The 16,046-nt window shown below is 64.6% G+C and carries 17 protein-coding genes; 11 read left to right on the forward strand and 6 right to left on the reverse strand.

What is annotated here, in order from left to right; translation table 11 throughout:
* Window positions 1–70 precede the first annotated feature (70 nt).
* Entirely contained in the window at window positions 71–910 is an 840-nt protein-coding gene (locus R3E49_RS14735) for an acyl-CoA thioesterase (RefSeq protein ID WP_371295739.1), read from the reverse strand.
* Between the two features lie 99 nt (window positions 911–1,009).
* Between R3E49_RS14735 and R3E49_RS14740 the strand changes: the two genes are divergently transcribed.
* The 10 genes from R3E49_RS14740 to R3E49_RS14785 all read left to right on the forward strand — a co-directional run bounded on the left by R3E49_RS14740 (window position 1,010) and on the right by R3E49_RS14785 (window position 9,550).
* A complete protein-coding gene (locus tag R3E49_RS14740; RefSeq protein ID WP_371295740.1) occupies window positions 1,010–1,795 on the forward strand; it encodes a putative hydro-lyase in 786 nt (261 codons plus the stop codon).
* 30 nt (window positions 1,796–1,825) lie between these two features.
* Complete coding sequence (locus R3E49_RS14745) at window positions 1,826–2,560, forward strand: 5-oxoprolinase subunit PxpA (protein WP_371295741.1); 735 nt, start codon at window positions 1,826–1,828, stop codon at window positions 2,558–2,560.
* Complete coding sequence (gene pxpB / locus R3E49_RS14750) at window positions 2,557–3,264, forward strand: 5-oxoprolinase subunit PxpB (protein ID WP_371295742.1); 708 nt, start codon at window positions 2,557–2,559, stop codon at window positions 3,262–3,264. The genes R3E49_RS14745 and pxpB overlap by 4 nt, the downstream gene beginning before the upstream one ends.
* Complete coding sequence (locus R3E49_RS14755; protein ID WP_371295743.1) at window positions 3,261–4,202, forward strand: biotin-dependent carboxyltransferase family protein; 942 nt, start codon at window positions 3,261–3,263, stop codon at window positions 4,200–4,202. The genes pxpB and R3E49_RS14755 overlap by 4 nt, the downstream gene beginning before the upstream one ends.
* Before the next feature lie 5 nt (window positions 4,203–4,207).
* Entirely contained in the window at window positions 4,208–5,056 is an 849-nt protein-coding gene (locus tag R3E49_RS14760) for a DUF4392 domain-containing protein (RefSeq protein WP_371295744.1), read from the forward strand.
* 34 nt (window positions 5,057–5,090) lie between these two features.
* Window positions 5,091–5,948 (forward strand): aminotransferase class IV, encoded by an 858-nt coding sequence (locus R3E49_RS14765; RefSeq protein ID WP_371295745.1) that lies wholly within the window; start codon window positions 5,091–5,093, stop codon window positions 5,946–5,948.
* A complete protein-coding gene (gene alr / locus R3E49_RS14770; RefSeq protein ID WP_371295746.1) occupies window positions 5,948–7,033 on the forward strand; it encodes an alanine racemase in 1,086 nt (361 codons plus the stop codon). Before R3E49_RS14765 ends, alr begins: the two co-directional genes overlap by 1 nt.
* A 64-nt stretch (window positions 7,034–7,097) precedes the next feature.
* Window positions 7,098–7,286, forward strand: coding sequence for a hypothetical protein (locus R3E49_RS14775; RefSeq protein ID WP_027948541.1), 189 nt, complete (start codon window positions 7,098–7,100; stop codon window positions 7,284–7,286).
* Between the two features lie 76 nt (window positions 7,287–7,362).
* Window positions 7,363–7,962 (forward strand): hypothetical protein, encoded by a 600-nt coding sequence (locus R3E49_RS14780; protein ID WP_371295747.1) that lies wholly within the window; start codon window positions 7,363–7,365, stop codon window positions 7,960–7,962.
* Window positions 7,963–8,041: 79 nt separating this feature from the next.
* A complete protein-coding gene (locus R3E49_RS14785; RefSeq protein ID WP_371295748.1) occupies window positions 8,042–9,550 on the forward strand; it encodes a Ppx/GppA family phosphatase in 1,509 nt (502 codons plus the stop codon).
* A gap of 21 nt (window positions 9,551–9,571) precedes the next feature.
* On the opposite strand, the gene R3E49_RS14790 is transcribed toward R3E49_RS14785, so the two are convergent.
* Window positions 9,572–10,561, reverse strand: a complete 990-nt coding sequence (locus tag R3E49_RS14790) for an alpha/beta fold hydrolase (RefSeq protein ID WP_371295749.1) — start codon at window positions 10,559–10,561, stop codon at window positions 9,572–9,574.
* 217 nt (window positions 10,562–10,778) lie between these two features.
* Between R3E49_RS14790 and R3E49_RS14795 the strand changes: the two genes are divergently transcribed.
* On the forward strand, window positions 10,779–12,041 hold the full coding sequence (locus R3E49_RS14795; RefSeq protein ID WP_371295750.1) for a DUF2254 domain-containing protein: 1,263 nt from the start codon (window positions 10,779–10,781) through the stop codon (window positions 12,039–12,041).
* Window positions 12,042–12,067: 26 nt separating this feature from the next.
* On the opposite strand, the gene R3E49_RS14800 is transcribed toward R3E49_RS14795, so the two are convergent.
* From R3E49_RS14800 to R3E49_RS14815, 4 genes are all read right to left on the reverse strand, one after another.
* Window positions 12,068–12,901: a general secretion pathway protein GspB gene (locus tag R3E49_RS14800; protein WP_371295751.1), complete on the reverse strand. Its 834-nt coding sequence runs from the start codon at window positions 12,899–12,901 to the stop codon at window positions 12,068–12,070.
* 31 nt (window positions 12,902–12,932) lie between these two features.
* Window positions 12,933–14,597 carry an AAA family ATPase gene (locus R3E49_RS14805; protein ID WP_371295752.1) on the reverse strand — a complete coding sequence of 555 codons (1,665 nt, stop codon included), beginning with the start codon at window positions 14,595–14,597 and terminating at the stop codon, window positions 12,933–12,935.
* Window positions 14,598–14,682: 85 nt separating this feature from the next.
* Entirely contained in the window at window positions 14,683–15,006 is a 324-nt protein-coding gene (locus R3E49_RS14810; protein ID WP_371295753.1) for a DUF4156 domain-containing protein, read from the reverse strand.
* A gap of 83 nt (window positions 15,007–15,089) precedes the next feature.
* The gene (locus tag R3E49_RS14815) at window positions 15,090–15,929 is read right to left on the reverse strand and encodes an SMP-30/gluconolactonase/LRE family protein (RefSeq protein WP_371295754.1); all 840 of its coding nucleotides are present in this window, start codon (window positions 15,927–15,929) and stop codon (window positions 15,090–15,092) included.
* Between the last annotated feature and the right edge of the window lie 117 nt (window positions 15,930–16,046).

Raw genomic sequence — 16,046 nt, forward strand, 5'->3', positions numbered from 1 at the left:
CACGATCCTTGCTGCTGTCTACGCGATGTGGCGGGCCATCATAAGATGCCCCATGCAACGTGGCAACGTATCAGCGCTGCCGCATCAGGCCTTGCTGGGACACGGATGCCACCAGTACACCGTCGCGGTTGAAGAAGCGTCCGTGCGCAAGGCCGCGACCCGCCGTCACGCGCTCCGCCTCGACCGTATGCAGCAGCCATTCATCGGCATGCACCGGCGCATGGAACCAGAGGGCATGGTCGAGGCTGGCCACTTGCAGGTCCTTCTGCAGGAAGGAGCGGCCGGTCGCGGCGAGGCACACATCAATCATCAGCGTATCGGAGAAATACGCGAGCAGGCTCGCATGCACCGAATCCGGGTGGTCTACCCGACCATTGGCCCTGACCCAAAGCGACAATGACGGCGGCAGCGGGCGCGGATTGTGCCAGTCCACGGGCGTCAGCATGCGCACATCGAGGTCCTCCCCGGTCACCAGCGGAAACGCGTCGTCCATGTCACCGGATTCCAGGGCTCGTTGCCGTTCGCTGGGCAGGCTTTCCGGCGGCGGCACCTCAGGTGCCGAGCGCTGGAAGTCTTCGCCGGCACCGGGGGTCTGGAAGGATACCGAAGACACCAGTATCGGCTTGCCACGCTGCAGTGCCACGACACGCCGCGAGCTCAGGCTGCCCCCATCGAGCGCCCGATCCACCTCCAGTCGTATGTCCTCAGTGGGGTCACCCGGGCGCAGAAAATAGGCGTGTTGCGAATGCACGGCGCGTTCGGCACGCACCGTGGCGGCCGCCGCCTGCAGTGCCTGTGCCAACACTTGCCCGCCAAAGACGCGGGGCGCCCTGGGATGCATGTTGTCAGCGACAAAGACATCTTCACTGACGTATCGCGGGGTCAATACCTGTAACAGCTGGTCGAGCATGAGGCGAATCCACTATGATGTTACCAACGGGATGAACATTATCCGGGATACAGCGCGCCGGCTCCACACGCCTATCCTGTTTGACAACCGAGGACTTCAATGGATTCGTCACTGACCCCTGCGGCACTGCGTCGGCGCATTCGCGCCGGGGAGCACACGGGCAACACGTCGGGCTGTGCGCCCGGCTTCGTGCAGTGCAACATCGTCATTCTGCCGCAGGAATGGGCGCATGATTTCCTCCGGTTCTGCCAGGCCAATCCCAAGCCCTGTCCCCTGCTGGCGGTCAGCGCAGCGGCGGGCGACACAGCGTTGCCGCTGCTGGGCGATATTGACATCCGCAGCGACGTACCCCGTTACCGCGTGTTCCGCAACGGTGCCTTCGAGGAGGAACGTGCCGACCTGCATGCACTGTGGCAACCGGACCTGGTGACCTTCGCCCTTGGCTGCTCCTTCTCCTTTGAGGAGGCCCTGCTCGCAGACGGACTGGACGTGCGCAATGTCTCGGAGGGCGTCAACGTGCCAATGTACCGCAGCAGCCTGCCCTGTACAGCGGCCGGCCCCTTTGCCGGCAACATGGTGGTGAGCATGCGCCCGATGCGGGCTGCGGACGCGATTCGCGCAATCCAGATCTGCACCCGGTTTCCCGCCGTGCACGGTGCTCCGGTTCACCTGGGCGATCCGTCCCTGATCGGCATCGCCGACCTGCACCACCCCGACTACGGCGACGCGGTGACTATTGCCGAGGACGAGCTTCCGGTATTCTGGGCCTGTGGGGTAACCCCGCAGGTGGCGCTGGAACAGGCGAAACCACCTCTGGCCATCACCCACAGCCCCGGCTGCATGCTGGTTACCGACCTGCGCAACAGCCAGCTGGCCGTACTCTGATTGACCAGCCCCCCGACAGGAGTCGCTTGCATGTTGCTCAACTGTGATCTCGGCGAAAGTTATGGCAGCTGGCGCATGGGCCTGGACGACGCGGTCATGCCACATATCGACCAGGCCAACATCGCCTGCGGCTTCCACGCCGGCGACCCACTGACGATCGACCGCACCCTGGCTCTGGCAGCGCGTCACGGGGTCAGCGTGGGCGCTCACCCGGCCTACCCGGATCTGGTCGGCTTCGGCCGGCGCAGCATGGCACTCAGCGAAGACGAGTTGGCCAGCAGCCTGCGCTACCAGATCGCCGCACTGGACGGCATGGCTGCCTGCCACGGCCTGCAGATCACCTATGTAAAGCCACACGGTGCCCTGTACAACGACATGATGGCCGACGATGCCGTGCGCACAGCGGTCATGCGCAGCGTGGCCGGCTATCACAGACCGCTGGCATTGATGCTGCAGGCAACGCCCGAGGCGGACAGCCATCGCGAGGAGGCCAGGAAATACGCCCTGACCCTGCTCTTTGAGGCGTTCGCCGACCGCTGCTACGCCGACGACGGACGCCTGCGGTCCCGGCGCCTGCCCGACGCCGTGCACGCGCGAGAGCGCATGCTGGATCAGGTGAGGCAGATCCTCGAACACAGCACCGTCACCACCCACGGCGGCAAATCACTGGCACTGGCCATAGACTCGCTCTGCGTACATGGCGACAATCCGGACGGTGTAAATGCCATTCAGGAGATCAGGCAGCTGATTGCAGGGGGCGCATGACAGCCATGCAGCTGCGGCACGCCGGTGAGAATGCGATCCTGATCTCCTTTGCGAATGAGGCGGGGGACGAACCTGCCGGCCCGCGCGAGGCGGCACAGGTACGAGCGGCCGCGGAGGCTGCACGCGGCACTCTGGGCGATGACCTGATTGACCTCGTCCCATCCTACGCATCATTGCTGGTGATTTACGATGCCCTGCGCACAGACCATTTCAGCGTCTTGCGGCGGCTGCAGGCCCTGCAGCCGACAATCGCCAAAGCCATCGCCGCCGAGGGCGGCCGGGAAATCGTATTGCCGGTGTATTACAGTACCGAGAGCGGCGCAGACCTGGAGCGACTGGCGAGGGAGTGCGGGCTCGCCATCGAGGAGGTGATTGCGCTGCATAGCGCCGCCGCGTACACCGTGTATGCCATTGGCTTTGCCCCCGGCTTCGCCTACCTCGGCCACGTCGACTCCCGGATCGCCGCACCACGACTGGCTACACCCCGAAAGCGTGTGCCCCGCGGTGCCGTGGCCATCGCCGACCGCCAGACCGCCGTCTATCCCGCCGTGTCGCCGGGCGGCTGGAACCTGATTGGCAACTGCCCGCAACGCCTGTTCGATCCGGAACACAACCCGCCCATGCCGGTTGCCGTAGGCGACCGGGTGCGCTTCGAGCCGATTGATCGGCAGCGTTTTCTGGCACTGGGCGGCGAACTGTCATGAGCCTGCGCGTCCGCCAACCCGGCGTGCTCAGCCTGCTGCAGGATCGCGGGCGCTTTGGCCAGCATCACCTGGGCCTCACCACAGGCGGGCCCATGGATCTGGAAGCCTTTCTGCTCTGCCAGCGGCTGCTCGGCAACAGCGCCGACTGCACGCTGCTCGAGTGCAGTTTTGGCGGCCTCGAGGTGGAGGTGGACACGGACACCCTGCTCTGCGTAACCGGCGCTGACGCCCCCCTCCTTGTCAACGGAAAGCCCGCAGACCTGTGGACCACCCACCGGGTACACAAGGGCGACCGGGTGCAATTGGGCCATCCGCAGCGGGGTTGCCGAAATTACCTCGGTGTGGTCGATGGCTTTCAGGTTACCCCGCAGTTCGGTAGCACCGCCACCGTACTGCGCGAGGGCATCGGGGGGCTGCGCGGAGAGAAACTGGCACCCGACGACGTCCTGCCCTGCCGCAGCGATACCCGGCGTCCACGCCTGTGTGTACCGCCGGCCGAGAGACCCCATTACGCGGGACAACTGACTGTTCGCGTAGTGCCGGGTTACCAGCAGCAGCATTTTGACCGCCTGCAACAGCGACGCTTTTACAGCGCGACCTGGTCCGTATCGCAACGTGCTGATCGCATGGGCTATCGTCTGGAGGGCCCGGTGATTCGCTGCGACATCGCAGGCATCGTCTCCGAGGGTATCTGCCTCGGCGCCATTCAGGTGCCGGCAGACGGCCAACCGATTGTGCTGCTGAACGACCGGCAGACCATCGGCGGCTATCCCAAGCTGGGCTCGGCGATCTCCATCGATGCATCCCGCATGAGCCAATTGAGCCCCGGGGGCACGGTGCACTTTGCGGCAATCAGTCCCCATGCGGCGCACAATGCCTTGCATATGCATCACTGGCGTTTACAACACCTGCCCCTGCAGCCCCTGCCCGAGGAGTGAGAACCGTGGATGAACAGGCCCTGAGTGAAGCCATTGAAAGCCTGCTGGTGGCGCGCAATCCACGGCAGATGCAGGTTGCCCGCGCGGCACTCCCGCCGGGCTATTACCTGCGCGCCGCACGCCGGCTACACGATATCCGCGGCACGGTATTGATTGGCACCGGCTTTCCCGTGGCAGGCACTTTCGAGACCGATGGTCCCGTCGGCGCCATCGCCCTGTATAACGGCCTGCAGGCACTCGGTGCACGGCCAGTGATTGCCTGCGCCACACCACTGGCACAGGTGCTGGCCAGCAGCTATCGTATCCTGCCCCTGGAGCGGGACCCCGCGGATGATGGCTCGGCCAGCGCCGCCCGCTGGCTGGCAGATAACCAGCCCAGCGCCATTATCAGCATCGAGCGACCGGGACTCGCCGCTGATGGCCGCTACTACAATATGCGCGGGGAGGATATCAGCGCCCAGTGCGGTGTATTCGACCCTTTTCTGACCCTTGCACACTGCCCCACCATTGCCATCGGCGACGGGGGCAACGAAATCGGCATGGGCAATATTGCCGAGGCCATCGCCGGTCTCGATATTCGCGTGGCCGTTACGCCCTGCGACGAATTGCTGGTGGCGGACGTCTCCAACTGGGGCGCCTACGGGCTGCTGGCCTTTCTGGGACTCTGGGCAGAGCGCGACCTGCTGTCAGAATTCTCAGCCCTGGAGACGCTGCGCTACCTGTCAGAGCGCGGCAGCGTAGACGGCGTGACGCGAGCGAACACGCTCACTGAAGACGGGCTGCCCCCCTCCGAAGGCGAGGCGGTGATTCGTGAGCTGCGCACGCTAACAGGGTTCCTTGAGGCGGCGGCATGAAGGTATTTTTCTTTAACCCGGCTAAGGTACGACTATGAGTATCGTGTATCTGAATGGCACTTATCTGCCCATGAGCGAAGCCCGTATTTCTCCCATGGACAGGGGCTTTCTCTTCGGCGACGGTATCTACGAGGTGGTGCCCTCCTACGCTGGAAAGCTGGTGGGTTTTGGCCCGCACATGCAGCGCATGCAGCAGGGCCTTGACGCCATCGAGTTGAAAGTCACGCTGGACGAGGCGGAATGGCGGACCATTGCCGATGAGCTCGTGCAACGCAATGGCGGTGGCAACCTCGGCCTCTACTTCCATATCAGCCGCGGTGCAGACCTGCGGCGCAATCACGCCTACCCGGAGGACATCACAGCGACTCGCTACGCCTTCGCTTTCGACATTGCCCCACCCCCAGCACCGGACAAGGCGGCGGCACGCTGCTTTCACGTCTCCACGGCGGAAGATCTGCGCTGGCGACGCTGTAACATCAAATCCACCGCCCTGCTGGGCAACGTCATGCATTACCAGCATGGACACAGCCGGGGCCACGGTGAGACGCTGCTCTACAATCAGGCGGGTGAGCTGACAGAAGCTGCCGCCTGCAACGTCTTCATTGTCGCCAACGGCGCGGTGGCAACACCACCGCTGGATCATCAGAAATTGCCCGGCATTACCCGCCTCATGCTGCTCGACATGCTGCGTCGACACAGCAGCATCCCGGTTGCCGAGCGGGTAATCACCATGGATGAGGTGCGTAGCGCGGACGAAGTCTGGCTCACCAGTTCGAGCAAGGAAGTGGCACCGGTGCTGTCCATCGACAACCAGCCCGTCGGTGACGGACAGGTGGGTGATGTCTGGCTGGCTGCCCAAACCCTGTTTGCCCGGCATCGGTACGACTACTGATGGCCAGACCCTGCGAGGCACGGCTGGACCTGTCAGCGCTGCGCCACAACCTTGCCCTCGCACGCCGGCTGGCACCACGATCCCGGGTGATGGCGGTGGTGAAGGCAAATGCATACGGGCACGGTGCCACCACCATGGCCCGGGCACTGGAGCCGCTGGTTGACGCGCTGGCGGTCGCCTGCCTCGAAGAGGCACTGGAGCTGCGCGATGCGGGCATTCGCGCGCCCGTCCTGCTATTACAGGGCGCCTTTCATCCCGATGAGGTGCCTCTCGCCGCGCAACACAAGCTGTGGCTGACCATAGAGAACGCCACACAGCTGGTCTGGCTGGAGCGGGCGACACTGCCGGCGCCGCTGCACTGCTGGCTGAAAGTGGATACCGGCATGCACCGTCTGGGCGTGGCGCCGGAGCAGGTCGCCGAATTTCATCAGCGACTGCTGGCCTGCGGCAAGCTTGCGGGGCCACCGGTACTGACCACGCACTTCGCCTGTGCCGACCAGTTGGATCACCCCGCAACCCTGCAGCAAATCGCACGCTTCGAGCGGCTGACGCAGGCACTCCCGGGAGAGCGCAGCGCCGCAAACTCGCCGGCGACCCTGGCCTGGCCCGACAGCCACTACGACTGGATCCGACCCGGCTTCATGCTCTGGGGCAACTCACCCTTCGCTGCCCCCCACACCGCGGCGGATACGCTGCGTCCGGTCATGACCCTGGTCTCGCGGGTCACCTCGCTGCGCGATATCGCGCCTGGCGAGGCGGTAGGTTACGGTGCCACCTGGCAGGCGACACGGACCTCACGTATAGCCACCGTGACTGTCGGCTATGGGGATGGCTACCCGCGCGGCGCAGGCAACGGCACGCCGGTACTGGTCAACGGCCAACGCGCGCCCCTGGCGGGCCGCGTCTCCATGGATATGATCAGCGTAGACGTGACCGACCTGCCGGGCGTCGCCCTGGGCGACCCCGTGGTTCTGTGGGGCGCCGGCCTGCCGGTTGCCGAAGTGGCCGAAAAAGCACACACGATAGGCTATGAACTGCTGACCCGTATGCCAGCGCGCGTGCCGCGCCGGGTGGTGATCGGGTAGCCCGGAGCATCTGCGCGCCAGCTGTGGTACACTGTCCGGCCGTCCAGCTTAAAGAGACCCGGTTATGTCTGCCAAGCCCCAACGCGCACCCGCCAAGAAAAAGCAGCCCGCGGCGGTGGAGACCTCCAACTCCATAGAAGAACAAACGCGCGCTTTCCTGAAGACCGGCGGCAAGATCCAGAACATCCAGTCAGGCATCAGCGGTCAACCGGGCGGGTACGCCGCACGGCCCTCGGGCGCAGGGCGTAAATAGCACCCCCCGGGGAGCGGATCCAGACGCCGCTGAGGCGCGTACAATCTCCATCGGTCTTACCTGAGCGGGAAGCACCATGGACAACACGCTAGACACCACCGTCTCCGCCAAGGGCGGCATACACCCCCGAAACGTGGCGCTTGCGCATGCTGCGACCGTCGCCCTGCTGCTGGCAATATTCGCGGCAGCCAATGACTGGTTCCGCAGCTCCGCACTCCCTATTGCCGCAATACTGGGTGTACTCAGCGGTGCAGCTGCCGGCGCCATCATCTGCACCCTGGTTCATGAATGGTTCCACTACCTGGGCGCTATCGCCACGCGGGGGCGCTACCGGCGTCCGTCCCGCCTGGCCCTGTTCGCTTTCGAATGGGATTTCAAGCACAACAGCCCGCGCCAGTTCCTCGTTATGAGCTATGCGGGCACGCTGGGGTCCCTCGCAGCCATTGCCCTGTTCATGCTCAGCATTCCGGCAGAGACACCCTGCAGCATTGCACTGTTGGCGGCCAGCGTTGGCAGCCTGGCCTTCGCCGGTGCCATTGAGTGGCCGGTCATTGCCCGGGTGCAGCGCGGCGGGGATCCGTTAGTCGAGCTTTCGAAAACAACGCCGAGAGTGGTGCTGACCAGCGCCGGCATCGGCTTCGTCACCCTGCTCATCGTGGCCTACGCACTCACCTGATCACGCCGTTCTCCGTGCGCCAGCAGAGGGCATCCGCTATCATGGAGGCCTCCGAACACGAGCACGGGACATCACTGCCTTGTCGCACCCTGTACAACCGCCTCTCGCCGACGGCAGCCTGCTGGCAGCCGTCGACCTGGGAAGCAACTCCTTTCACCTCATCGTCGCCCGCGTCGAGCATGGCGAAATGCGCCCGGTCGAGGCACTGGCAGAGAAAGTCCAGTTAGGGGCGGGGCTGGTGGATGGACGACTGTCCGCGGACGCCATCGCACGTGGCCTCGACTGCCTGGCTCGCTTTGCACAAATGCTCGGCAGTGTCGATCCGGAGCGCATCCGCGTGGTCGGCACCAACGCCCTGCGCATGGCTGACAACCGCCGGGAGTTCACCCTGCCCGCCCAGCGGATTCTCGGGGCGCCGGTCGATGTGGTGTACGGCGGAGAAGAAGCTCGCCTGGTTTACCTGGGGGTGGCCCACACGCTGGCCGACGACGCCCAGTCACGGCTGGTCATTGATATCGGCGGCGGCAGCACCGAGCTGATCATCGGCCAGCGGTTTGAACCCCAGCGGCTGGAAAGCCTGCAAATGGGTTGTGTCTCCTATTCGGACAGCTGCTTTCCCGCGGGCAAAGTGAGCCGTAGTCACTACCGCGCCGCGTACGAGCGGGCCCGGCTTGAGGTTTCCCACATCCGCTATCACTTTCACTCACGCCACTGGGCAGAATGTGTGGGCTCCTCCGGCACATTGCAGGCCATTGAATCGGTGCTGGTCAGCCAGGGCTGGAGTGAGGGAGGGATTACACGCAAGGCACTGGCGAAGCTGGAAAAGCGCCTGTTGCAGTTCAAGCACTTCGATGCCATTGATCTGGAGGGGTTGAGCAGCCAGAGACGCAACGTCATCGCGGCCGGTGTCGCCATTACCAGCGCCCTGTTCGATGAGCTGGGCATCACGCAGCTGCGAACTTCACGGGGTGCACTTCGCGAAGGTGTGATCTACGACCTGATGGGGCGCCTTGGGCACGAAGATGTGCGTGAACGCACCATCAATGCGCTGATGCAACGCTACGGCGTGGACACGGTCATGGGGGAGTTGATGGCCCGTCGAGCGCGCACCCTGTTCAACGCCAGTCGCGATGGCTGGTCACTGCGCAGAACCGACCGCGACCTCCTGGAACGGACGGCATTGACGCATGAGATCGGCATGGCCATCTCACACAAACACTACCAGCGCCATACCGCCTACCTGCTGCAAAATGCCGACCTGCCCGGGTTCTCCCAGGAAGAGCAGGAGCAGATGGCGCTTCTCGCCGCCACACAGCGTGGCAAACTGGACCATCCGCTCTGGGCTGGCGTGGCCGAGAGCGATCGCCCCCGTCTGCTGCGCCTGGTCACCTTGTTCCGGCTGGCGCTGCTGTTCAAGTACGTCGAACAGCTGGAGGCCCTGCCCGACTTTGCCGTGCATGCGCACGAGGACGGTATCAGCCTGGAGTTTCCGCCGGCGTGGCTACAGCGCCACCCGCTTACGGCGCGGGAACTCGAGCAGGAGGTGACGTTGCTCGGCAAGGAAGGCCTGCACCTCGCTATCCACTGACGTAGACGGCCTCGTGGCCGCTCACGGCGACAGTTGGGCGTCCTGACTGACGATATCAGCGAGGTAGTCGAGGAGGATCTCGTTTACCGCATCCGAGGCCTCCAGCTGGACCATGTGTCCAGCACCCGGAATCATGCGCACCGCACGCAGCTGTGGAAAGATGGCCCGCATCTGGCCGATCGGGTCTTCACCGTGAAAGCCCTCGAGATCGACATCGTGCTCGCTGCCCAGGAAGTAGGCAGGCACCGCACTTTGCACCCCTTCAAACGGCTTGCGCTGCGCCCACTTGAGGTCAAACGCACGGTACCAGTTGAGTCCCCCGGTAAAGCCAGTACGACTGTATTCGGCGACGAAGAACTCCAGCTCGAGCTCCGACAACCACGGCCAGGGCAGCGGTGGCGGCTCCTCCATGGCATCAATATAGGACGTGCCCGGCGGGTGACGGAACATGTCAAAGTAATTGCAGGCCCCGCTCAGCGTATGGAACACCTTGTGTAAAAACCGCCGGGGCTGCGCCGCCAGTTCCCGATCTGCGCGCGGCGGTTCACGGAAATACTCGATATGCAGGAAGTGCTGTTCGCCCATGCGCCGGTATTCCGTGAGCGGCGGCTCATCCGGGTTGTGCGGCGCGGCCGGGTTCTCCAGGCCAATCACGGCAATCACCCGCTCCGGGTGACGCAGGGCAAGGTCGTAGACGGCAAAGGCCCCGAAATCCAGCCCAGCGAACACGGCCCGAGGCTCGCCGATATGCTCCAGCAGGCCGACCAGGTCCGCCGTGATGTGATCGATATCATAGGCCTGCAGCGGCAGCGGCGCCTCGGTCTGCCCCATACCGCGCATATCCGGCGCAATTACCCGATAACCGGCCTGCGCCAGTGCACTGATCTGGCGATGCCAGCTGAACCAGAGGTGGGGAAAACCGTGGCAGAGCACCACCGGCACGCCGGCTCCCTGCTCCACATAGTGCATGCGAATGCCGTTGATGGTGGCATGGTGGTGTGTCCATTTCATGGCAGAGAGGCCCTCCCGGTCGCTGATGCCCGCCAGCAGCCGATTGTCTGTCAGTATTATCCGTCGCTTCGTGTTGCAAACCGGGAACCGGGCCCTGCAGTATGGCGAAAAGCAGATCCTGACCCTCTATGCAGTGTACTCTCCATCAAGGAGTGCTGTGAATCGTGTCGACAACGGCGATCACAGGGGACGGATAACACACATGGGGGTGGGGCACATGCGGTTGACAAAGCGTTGGCAATGGCTGCAGCGCAAGGTTTCGCGTAAGCTGTGGCTGATCGCCCTGCTCTACACGGTCGCCGGCTTTATTTCAGTGTTGCTGGGCATCTGGCTGACGCCGGTAATCCCTCCCGGCATGTCCGATCTGGTGACAGCGGATGCGGTCGGCAGAATCCTGAACATTCTCGCATCCAGCATGCTTGCGGTCGCCACATTTTCGCTGGCCACCCTGGTGACCGCCCATGGCTCCGTGACGGTAAGCACGTCGCCGCGTGCGACCGCGCTGGTGATGGACAACGAAGTCTCCAGGCACGCCCTGAGCGTGTTCATCGGCACCTTTCTGTTCAGCCTTGTCGGGCTTGTGGCGCTGAATGCCGGCGTATACGGAGAGCGCGGACACGTGGTCCTATTTCTGACCACCGTGCTGATCATCATGTTGATTGTCATTGCGCTGATACGCTGGATCGAGCACCTCTCCGAGCTGGCCAAGGTGACGGAAACCGTCGAGCGGGTGGAGGACGTCGCCACCCGGGCGCTGGTGGGGCGGGCGCGCTTTCCCGGAATCGGCGCACGCCCCTGTGAGTCAGTGCAACAACGTATCCCGGTCGGTGCAGGCAGGGTTCTGGCGAACAGAGTAGGCTACGTGGAGCACATCGATATGGCAGCGCTGCTGCAGTGCAGTGCGGAGCACGGGCTGGAGATCTTCGTCTTGGTGGAACCCGGTACCCTGACCAACCTGCAGACACCGCTGGCCTGCGTGGCGGGGGGCGACTGCCCGCAGACAGTGCTCGAGAACATCCAGGCAGCGTTTTCCCTCGGCCGCGCACGCACCTTCGACTATGACCCCCGCTTCGGCCTGATTGTGCTGGGGGAAATCGCCTCACGCGCACTCTCACCGGGGGTGAACGACGCCGGCACCGCCATCGATGTGATCGGGCGTGCCACGCGCGCACTGTCAATCTGGGCCACGACGGAGGCGGAAACGGACGCCGAGGGCGAAGCGCCGAAGGCACAGGTCTGGTTCCAGACACTTGCAGTGCACGATCTGCTGGACGATGTATTCACGCCGATTGCCCGCGACGGGGCGGGCAATATCGCGGTGCAAATCAGGCTGCAAAAAGCCTTCGCCGCTCTTTCACAACTCGACCACCGGGCGCTGCAGCAGGCGGCCCGCGACCACTCACAGCTTGCCTGGGAGCGCGCTCGCGATGCGCTGCCCATGGATTTCGAGCGCGCTGCACTGCTCCCTCTGGTGTTATAGCGCCGCGACTGAAGCAGCGTTTCCGGTTACAGGTTGACCCAGCTGTTCAGTGCCCGCAAGCGGAACTGCTCGCCCTCGTGGCTGAGCACGACGGAGTCGGGCAACACCTCATCCACCCGCACGCCGCGGCCGACCGACTGCCCGGCCGACGCCTGCTGACCGTTGATGGTCACACTGGAGCCGCCTTCCGCGCGGTAATCATGCTGCAGGTACATCAGGGTGGGTACCGCGTCCTTGCGCTGCTGGGAAAGCTCGGCAAGAAAAGGCGCAGGGTGCTCGGCAAGTCGCACATCCTCCAGCGCCTGCTCCGCGGCGGCCGCCAGGGCGGCGATATCCACACTGTTCTCGGCTCTGGGCTGCGGGTCTTCGGCGCCTGCAACACTGTCCTCCGCGGCGGGTGCTGGTTGCACCTCGGGCACTTCGGTTGCGAGCTGGGCGGCACCGGCATACAGGGCGGCCACATCCGGGCTGGCCTCGCGTTCTTCGGGCATTGCCGATGCGGTCGCAGGCGCAGCCGTCTCCACCGGGGTAGGCATGACCGGCGCTATCGCCTCAACAGCCACTGGGGGTGCTGTTGCCTGAGCCGTGGGTGCGACCTCTGTCGATGCGCTGGGCGGCGGCAACAGCGGCGTCGCAGGCTGCACCGGAAACTGCACGGCGGGCCCGGCAAACCGTGTGACATATCCGCCGAGCAGTATGCCGACCACCAGAACCCCTCCTGCGGCCAGCAGGAACCAGGCCCAGCGCTGTCGGTGCTGCTGCGGTTCAGCCTCGAAATGTATGCTGTCTACACCGGGCACCGGCGCGGCATTCTGCTGCTCGCGACGCGCCCGGTTGAGCGCTTCCAGAATCAGCGACACGCTAGGCGCTCCTGTACTGCCGGGGTAAGAATCATTGCGCCTCAGCCCCCGCCGTCAATCGCTGCAACGCCGCCGCCGCGGTCAGATCGCGCCCCGCGGCGATGTTCAGCCGCAGCAGGGTCTGTTCGCCAACCACCCCGTCCGCACTGAGCTGCTGGCTGGCCTGAAACAGGCGCACGCGCTCCGCCAGCAGCGGAGAGTAATCCTCCAGAGCCAGCGGCTCGGCCTGCCCGTCCAATTCGGCAAAAAGTCCCGCGATATCTGCGACGACCGGCCCCGAGTCCGAGCGTCCTACGGGCCCCGAGAAGCCCTCAGGCGGGCGCCAGAGCAGTCGGTAGCCGCCGCGCCAGCGCTCTGCCAACTGCACAAACGGCACACGCATCAGGCCCTTGTCGGACCACAGCAGGGCATTGCCCGATGACTCACCGAGGAACACGGCAGCGGCCGCAAATCGATCAGCAGTCACCAGATCCAGCAAGACGGGCCGGTTGAGCGCTATCACCTCCTGCCAGGTATCGGCGCTGTCGCGCAGGCAGCTCAGGGGAAAGCGAATGCTGTTGTCACACAGCAGGTCGAGTGGTGGCGCCGGACCCGGCGCCTGCAACTGCCACAGGGTTTGCAGCGCTTCCGCCGGCGACAGCTCCCAAACAGGCGCCTCGGTCTGCACCGGTGCGGCCACTGCCTGTGTTGGCGGTGGTGCTGCCAGAGCCGGCTGTGTGGCGGCTGCCGCAACCGGAGGCGTGGCTGCCGGTGCTGAGGCCGCCGATGGCGCCGGCGCTGCGAGCCGACTCACTCCCGCCAGCCACCACACGCCGACCAGCAGCACCAGTGCCGCCGCAGCCAGCGGCCACAGCTGCAGCCAGCGGCGTGCACCAGTGACCGGCTCACCCAGCACCTCCTCAATGGCCTGGGCCAGCACCTGCCGATCCGCCACCGTGCGATTGCGGCCGTAGGTACCCAGCAGTACGCGGTCGCACACCACGTTGATCAACCGGGGTATCCCGCGGGTCGCGCGGTGAATACCGCGCACCACCTCGGGCGGAAACAACTCGCGCCCGGCAGGAAGCCCGGCGACCTGAAGCCGGTGGCGGATATAGGCCGCCGTCTCAGCCTGATTGAGGGGCGCAAGGGTATATCGCGCTGTGATGCGCTGATTCAGCTGACGCAGCTCCGGACGCTGCAGCAGTTGCGCCAGCTCAGGCTGGCCTATCAGCACAATCTGCAAGAGTTTTTCGCTGTGTGTTTCCAGGTTGGTGAGCAGGCGGATCTGCTCCAGCACCTCAAAATCCAGGTGCTGGGCCTCATCGATCAACAGCACCGTCTTGCGTCCCTGGGCATGGTTCCGCAGCAGAAAGGCGTGCAGGCTGTCGGTCAACGCCTTCAGCGACAGCTGGTTGGCGTCATACTCGATGCCGAGTTCATCGCAGACGGTGGCGAGTAGCTCCTGCGCATTCAAGGCCGGGTTCAACACGATGGCGATATCAGTGTCGGGGGGCAGCTGCTCCAGCAGGCAGCGGTTGATCGTGGTCTTGCCGGTGCCCACCTCCCCGGTGAGCAGTATGAAGCCACCGCCGCTGCCCACGCCGTAAAGCAGATGCGCCAGCGCATCGCGGTGACGCGGACTCATAAACAGATAGCGTGGGTTTACCGCAATGGAGAACGGCGTTTCACTGAGGCCGAAATACTGAAGGTACATAATTGCCTGCGCTGCCCCGGGACCTGGGCACTGTCATCCTGTGGACACCTCCGGCAGCGTCAGCGACGCCCCGTGGGGACGTGGATCAGGGACAGAGCCAGGCGGTGTAATCGCCCGTTCCCTCGTGGATGGATTCACGCACGACCGCGTTGCCGCCCATACTGAGCGCGCGCTCACGCGCCAGATTGTCGAGTTCAACACGAATCTTGTTTTCACCGCGCTCAATGCCGGCCACTTTCCAGGCGACGTTGGTGGTGATGTTGCCCAGGCGCTTGCACTGCGCAACCTCGGACGCCTCCACCAGCGGCAGGGCACGCGCTTCATCCGGGATCTTGACCCAGGTGCAGCCCGCGACCAGTGCAGTCAGCGCACCCAGCGCCACCGCGCGAAAAAGACTCTGCCGTTTCATGTCCCATCCTCTGCTGTACACCGCGGCAGGTTAGCACAGGGCTGCCGCCGCCGGTACCACCACGCACGCGCTGCGGGGCCGGTTCACGGCCAACCCGCCCCTGGAACACTGACACGCATGCTGGCTACCTGCCCTCCGATCTGCTCGGGATCCCCGAACACCTCCAGAGACGCCGCGGTGAGACAAAACAATGTGCGGCGGTCATCACCGCCCAGCATGCAGGCAATCGCAAACCGTTCGCCCGTGTCCACACGCTGCAGCAACTCACCGCCGGGGCGGATGTGCAAAAACTCATGGGTCATCGGCGAGGCAACCCAGACACAGCCCTCAGCATCCATACACAGGCCATCACAGACCCGCCCCTCCGTCAGAGCCGCATAAACCCGCCGGTTGGAAAGATTGCCAGCGTCGTCCAGATCGAAAGCCAGCAGGTCGGACGACGCACTCTGACCCACGACCAGGGTGCTGCCGTCCGGCGTAATCGCCATACCGTTGGGACAGGCAAGATCGTCAGCGACCACCGCCACCCTGCCTCGAACGTCAACCCGAAGCAGCACAGTGGAGCGCATGGCCTCACCCTCACTGAAGTCAAAACCCAGGTTGCCCACAAAGGCGTTGCCGAATTGGTCCACCACCATGTCGTTCGCGGGGCCGCCGCACCAGGGCGACAGGTCGGCGAGGGTCTCCAGCCTACTCCCGGTCCAACGCAACAGCCGGTGATCGCGCATGGAAACCACCAGCAGACTCCCGTCGGGCAACCAGCCCAGCCCGGAAGGGTCGCCTTCCAGCCTGAGCACGGTCTCCTGCGTACCGCAGGGGCGTACACGCTTCACCGCGCTGTCCCGCATATCGGAGAACCACAACCAGCCATCGCGCCAGCGCGGCCCTTCACCAAACCTGAGTGCCCTGCTCACGATCTCCATCTGCTCCCTCCCCGGTGATTTTCTTCGTTTACCCGTCCAGCATCGGCGGGTCGGCGCCGGGCGCGACTCGCGATGCGTCGAACCGGGCCTGCGGGGCGACGTGCCGACCGCAAAATT

Source organism: Haliea sp., from assembly GCF_041395985.1.
Taxonomy (GTDB): Bacteria; Pseudomonadota; Gammaproteobacteria; order Pseudomonadales; family Halieaceae; genus Haliea.

What these genes read in the sequence shown, in the direction of transcription:
- R3E49_RS14735 (WP_371295739.1), bottom strand. Translation starts at nt 910, where the DNA reads ATGCTCGACCAGCTGTTACAGGTATTGACCCCGCGATACGTCAGTGAA.
- R3E49_RS14740 (WP_371295740.1), top strand. Translation starts at nt 1,010, where the DNA reads ATGGATTCGTCACTGACCCCTGCGGCACTGCGTCGGCGCATTCGCGCC.
- R3E49_RS14745 (WP_371295741.1), top strand. Translation starts at nt 1,826, where the DNA reads ATGTTGCTCAACTGTGATCTCGGCGAAAGTTATGGCAGCTGGCGCATG.
- pxpB (WP_371295742.1), top strand. Translation starts at nt 2,557, where the DNA reads ATGACAGCCATGCAGCTGCGGCACGCCGGTGAGAATGCGATCCTGATC.
- R3E49_RS14755 (WP_371295743.1), top strand. Translation starts at nt 3,261, where the DNA reads ATGAGCCTGCGCGTCCGCCAACCCGGCGTGCTCAGCCTGCTGCAGGAT.
- R3E49_RS14765 (WP_371295745.1), top strand. Translation starts at nt 5,091, where the DNA reads ATGAGTATCGTGTATCTGAATGGCACTTATCTGCCCATGAGCGAAGCC.
- alr (WP_371295746.1), top strand. Translation starts at nt 5,948, where the DNA reads ATGGCCAGACCCTGCGAGGCACGGCTGGACCTGTCAGCGCTGCGCCAC.
- R3E49_RS14775 (WP_027948541.1), top strand. Translation starts at nt 7,098, where the DNA reads ATGTCTGCCAAGCCCCAACGCGCACCCGCCAAGAAAAAGCAGCCCGCG.
- R3E49_RS14780 (WP_371295747.1), top strand. Translation starts at nt 7,363, where the DNA reads ATGGACAACACGCTAGACACCACCGTCTCCGCCAAGGGCGGCATACAC.
- R3E49_RS14790 (WP_371295749.1), bottom strand. Translation starts at nt 10,561, where the DNA reads ATGAAATGGACACACCACCATGCCACCATCAACGGCATTCGCATGCAC.
- R3E49_RS14795 (WP_371295750.1), top strand. Translation starts at nt 10,779, where the DNA reads ATGCGGTTGACAAAGCGTTGGCAATGGCTGCAGCGCAAGGTTTCGCGT.
- R3E49_RS14805 (WP_371295752.1), bottom strand. Translation starts at nt 14,597, where the DNA reads ATGTACCTTCAGTATTTCGGCCTCAGTGAAACGCCGTTCTCCATTGCG.
- R3E49_RS14810 (WP_371295753.1), bottom strand. Translation starts at nt 15,006, where the DNA reads ATGAAACGGCAGAGTCTTTTTCGCGCGGTGGCGCTGGGTGCGCTGACT.
- R3E49_RS14815 (WP_371295754.1), bottom strand. Translation starts at nt 15,929, where the DNA reads ATGGAGATCGTGAGCAGGGCACTCAGGTTTGGTGAAGGGCCGCGCTGG.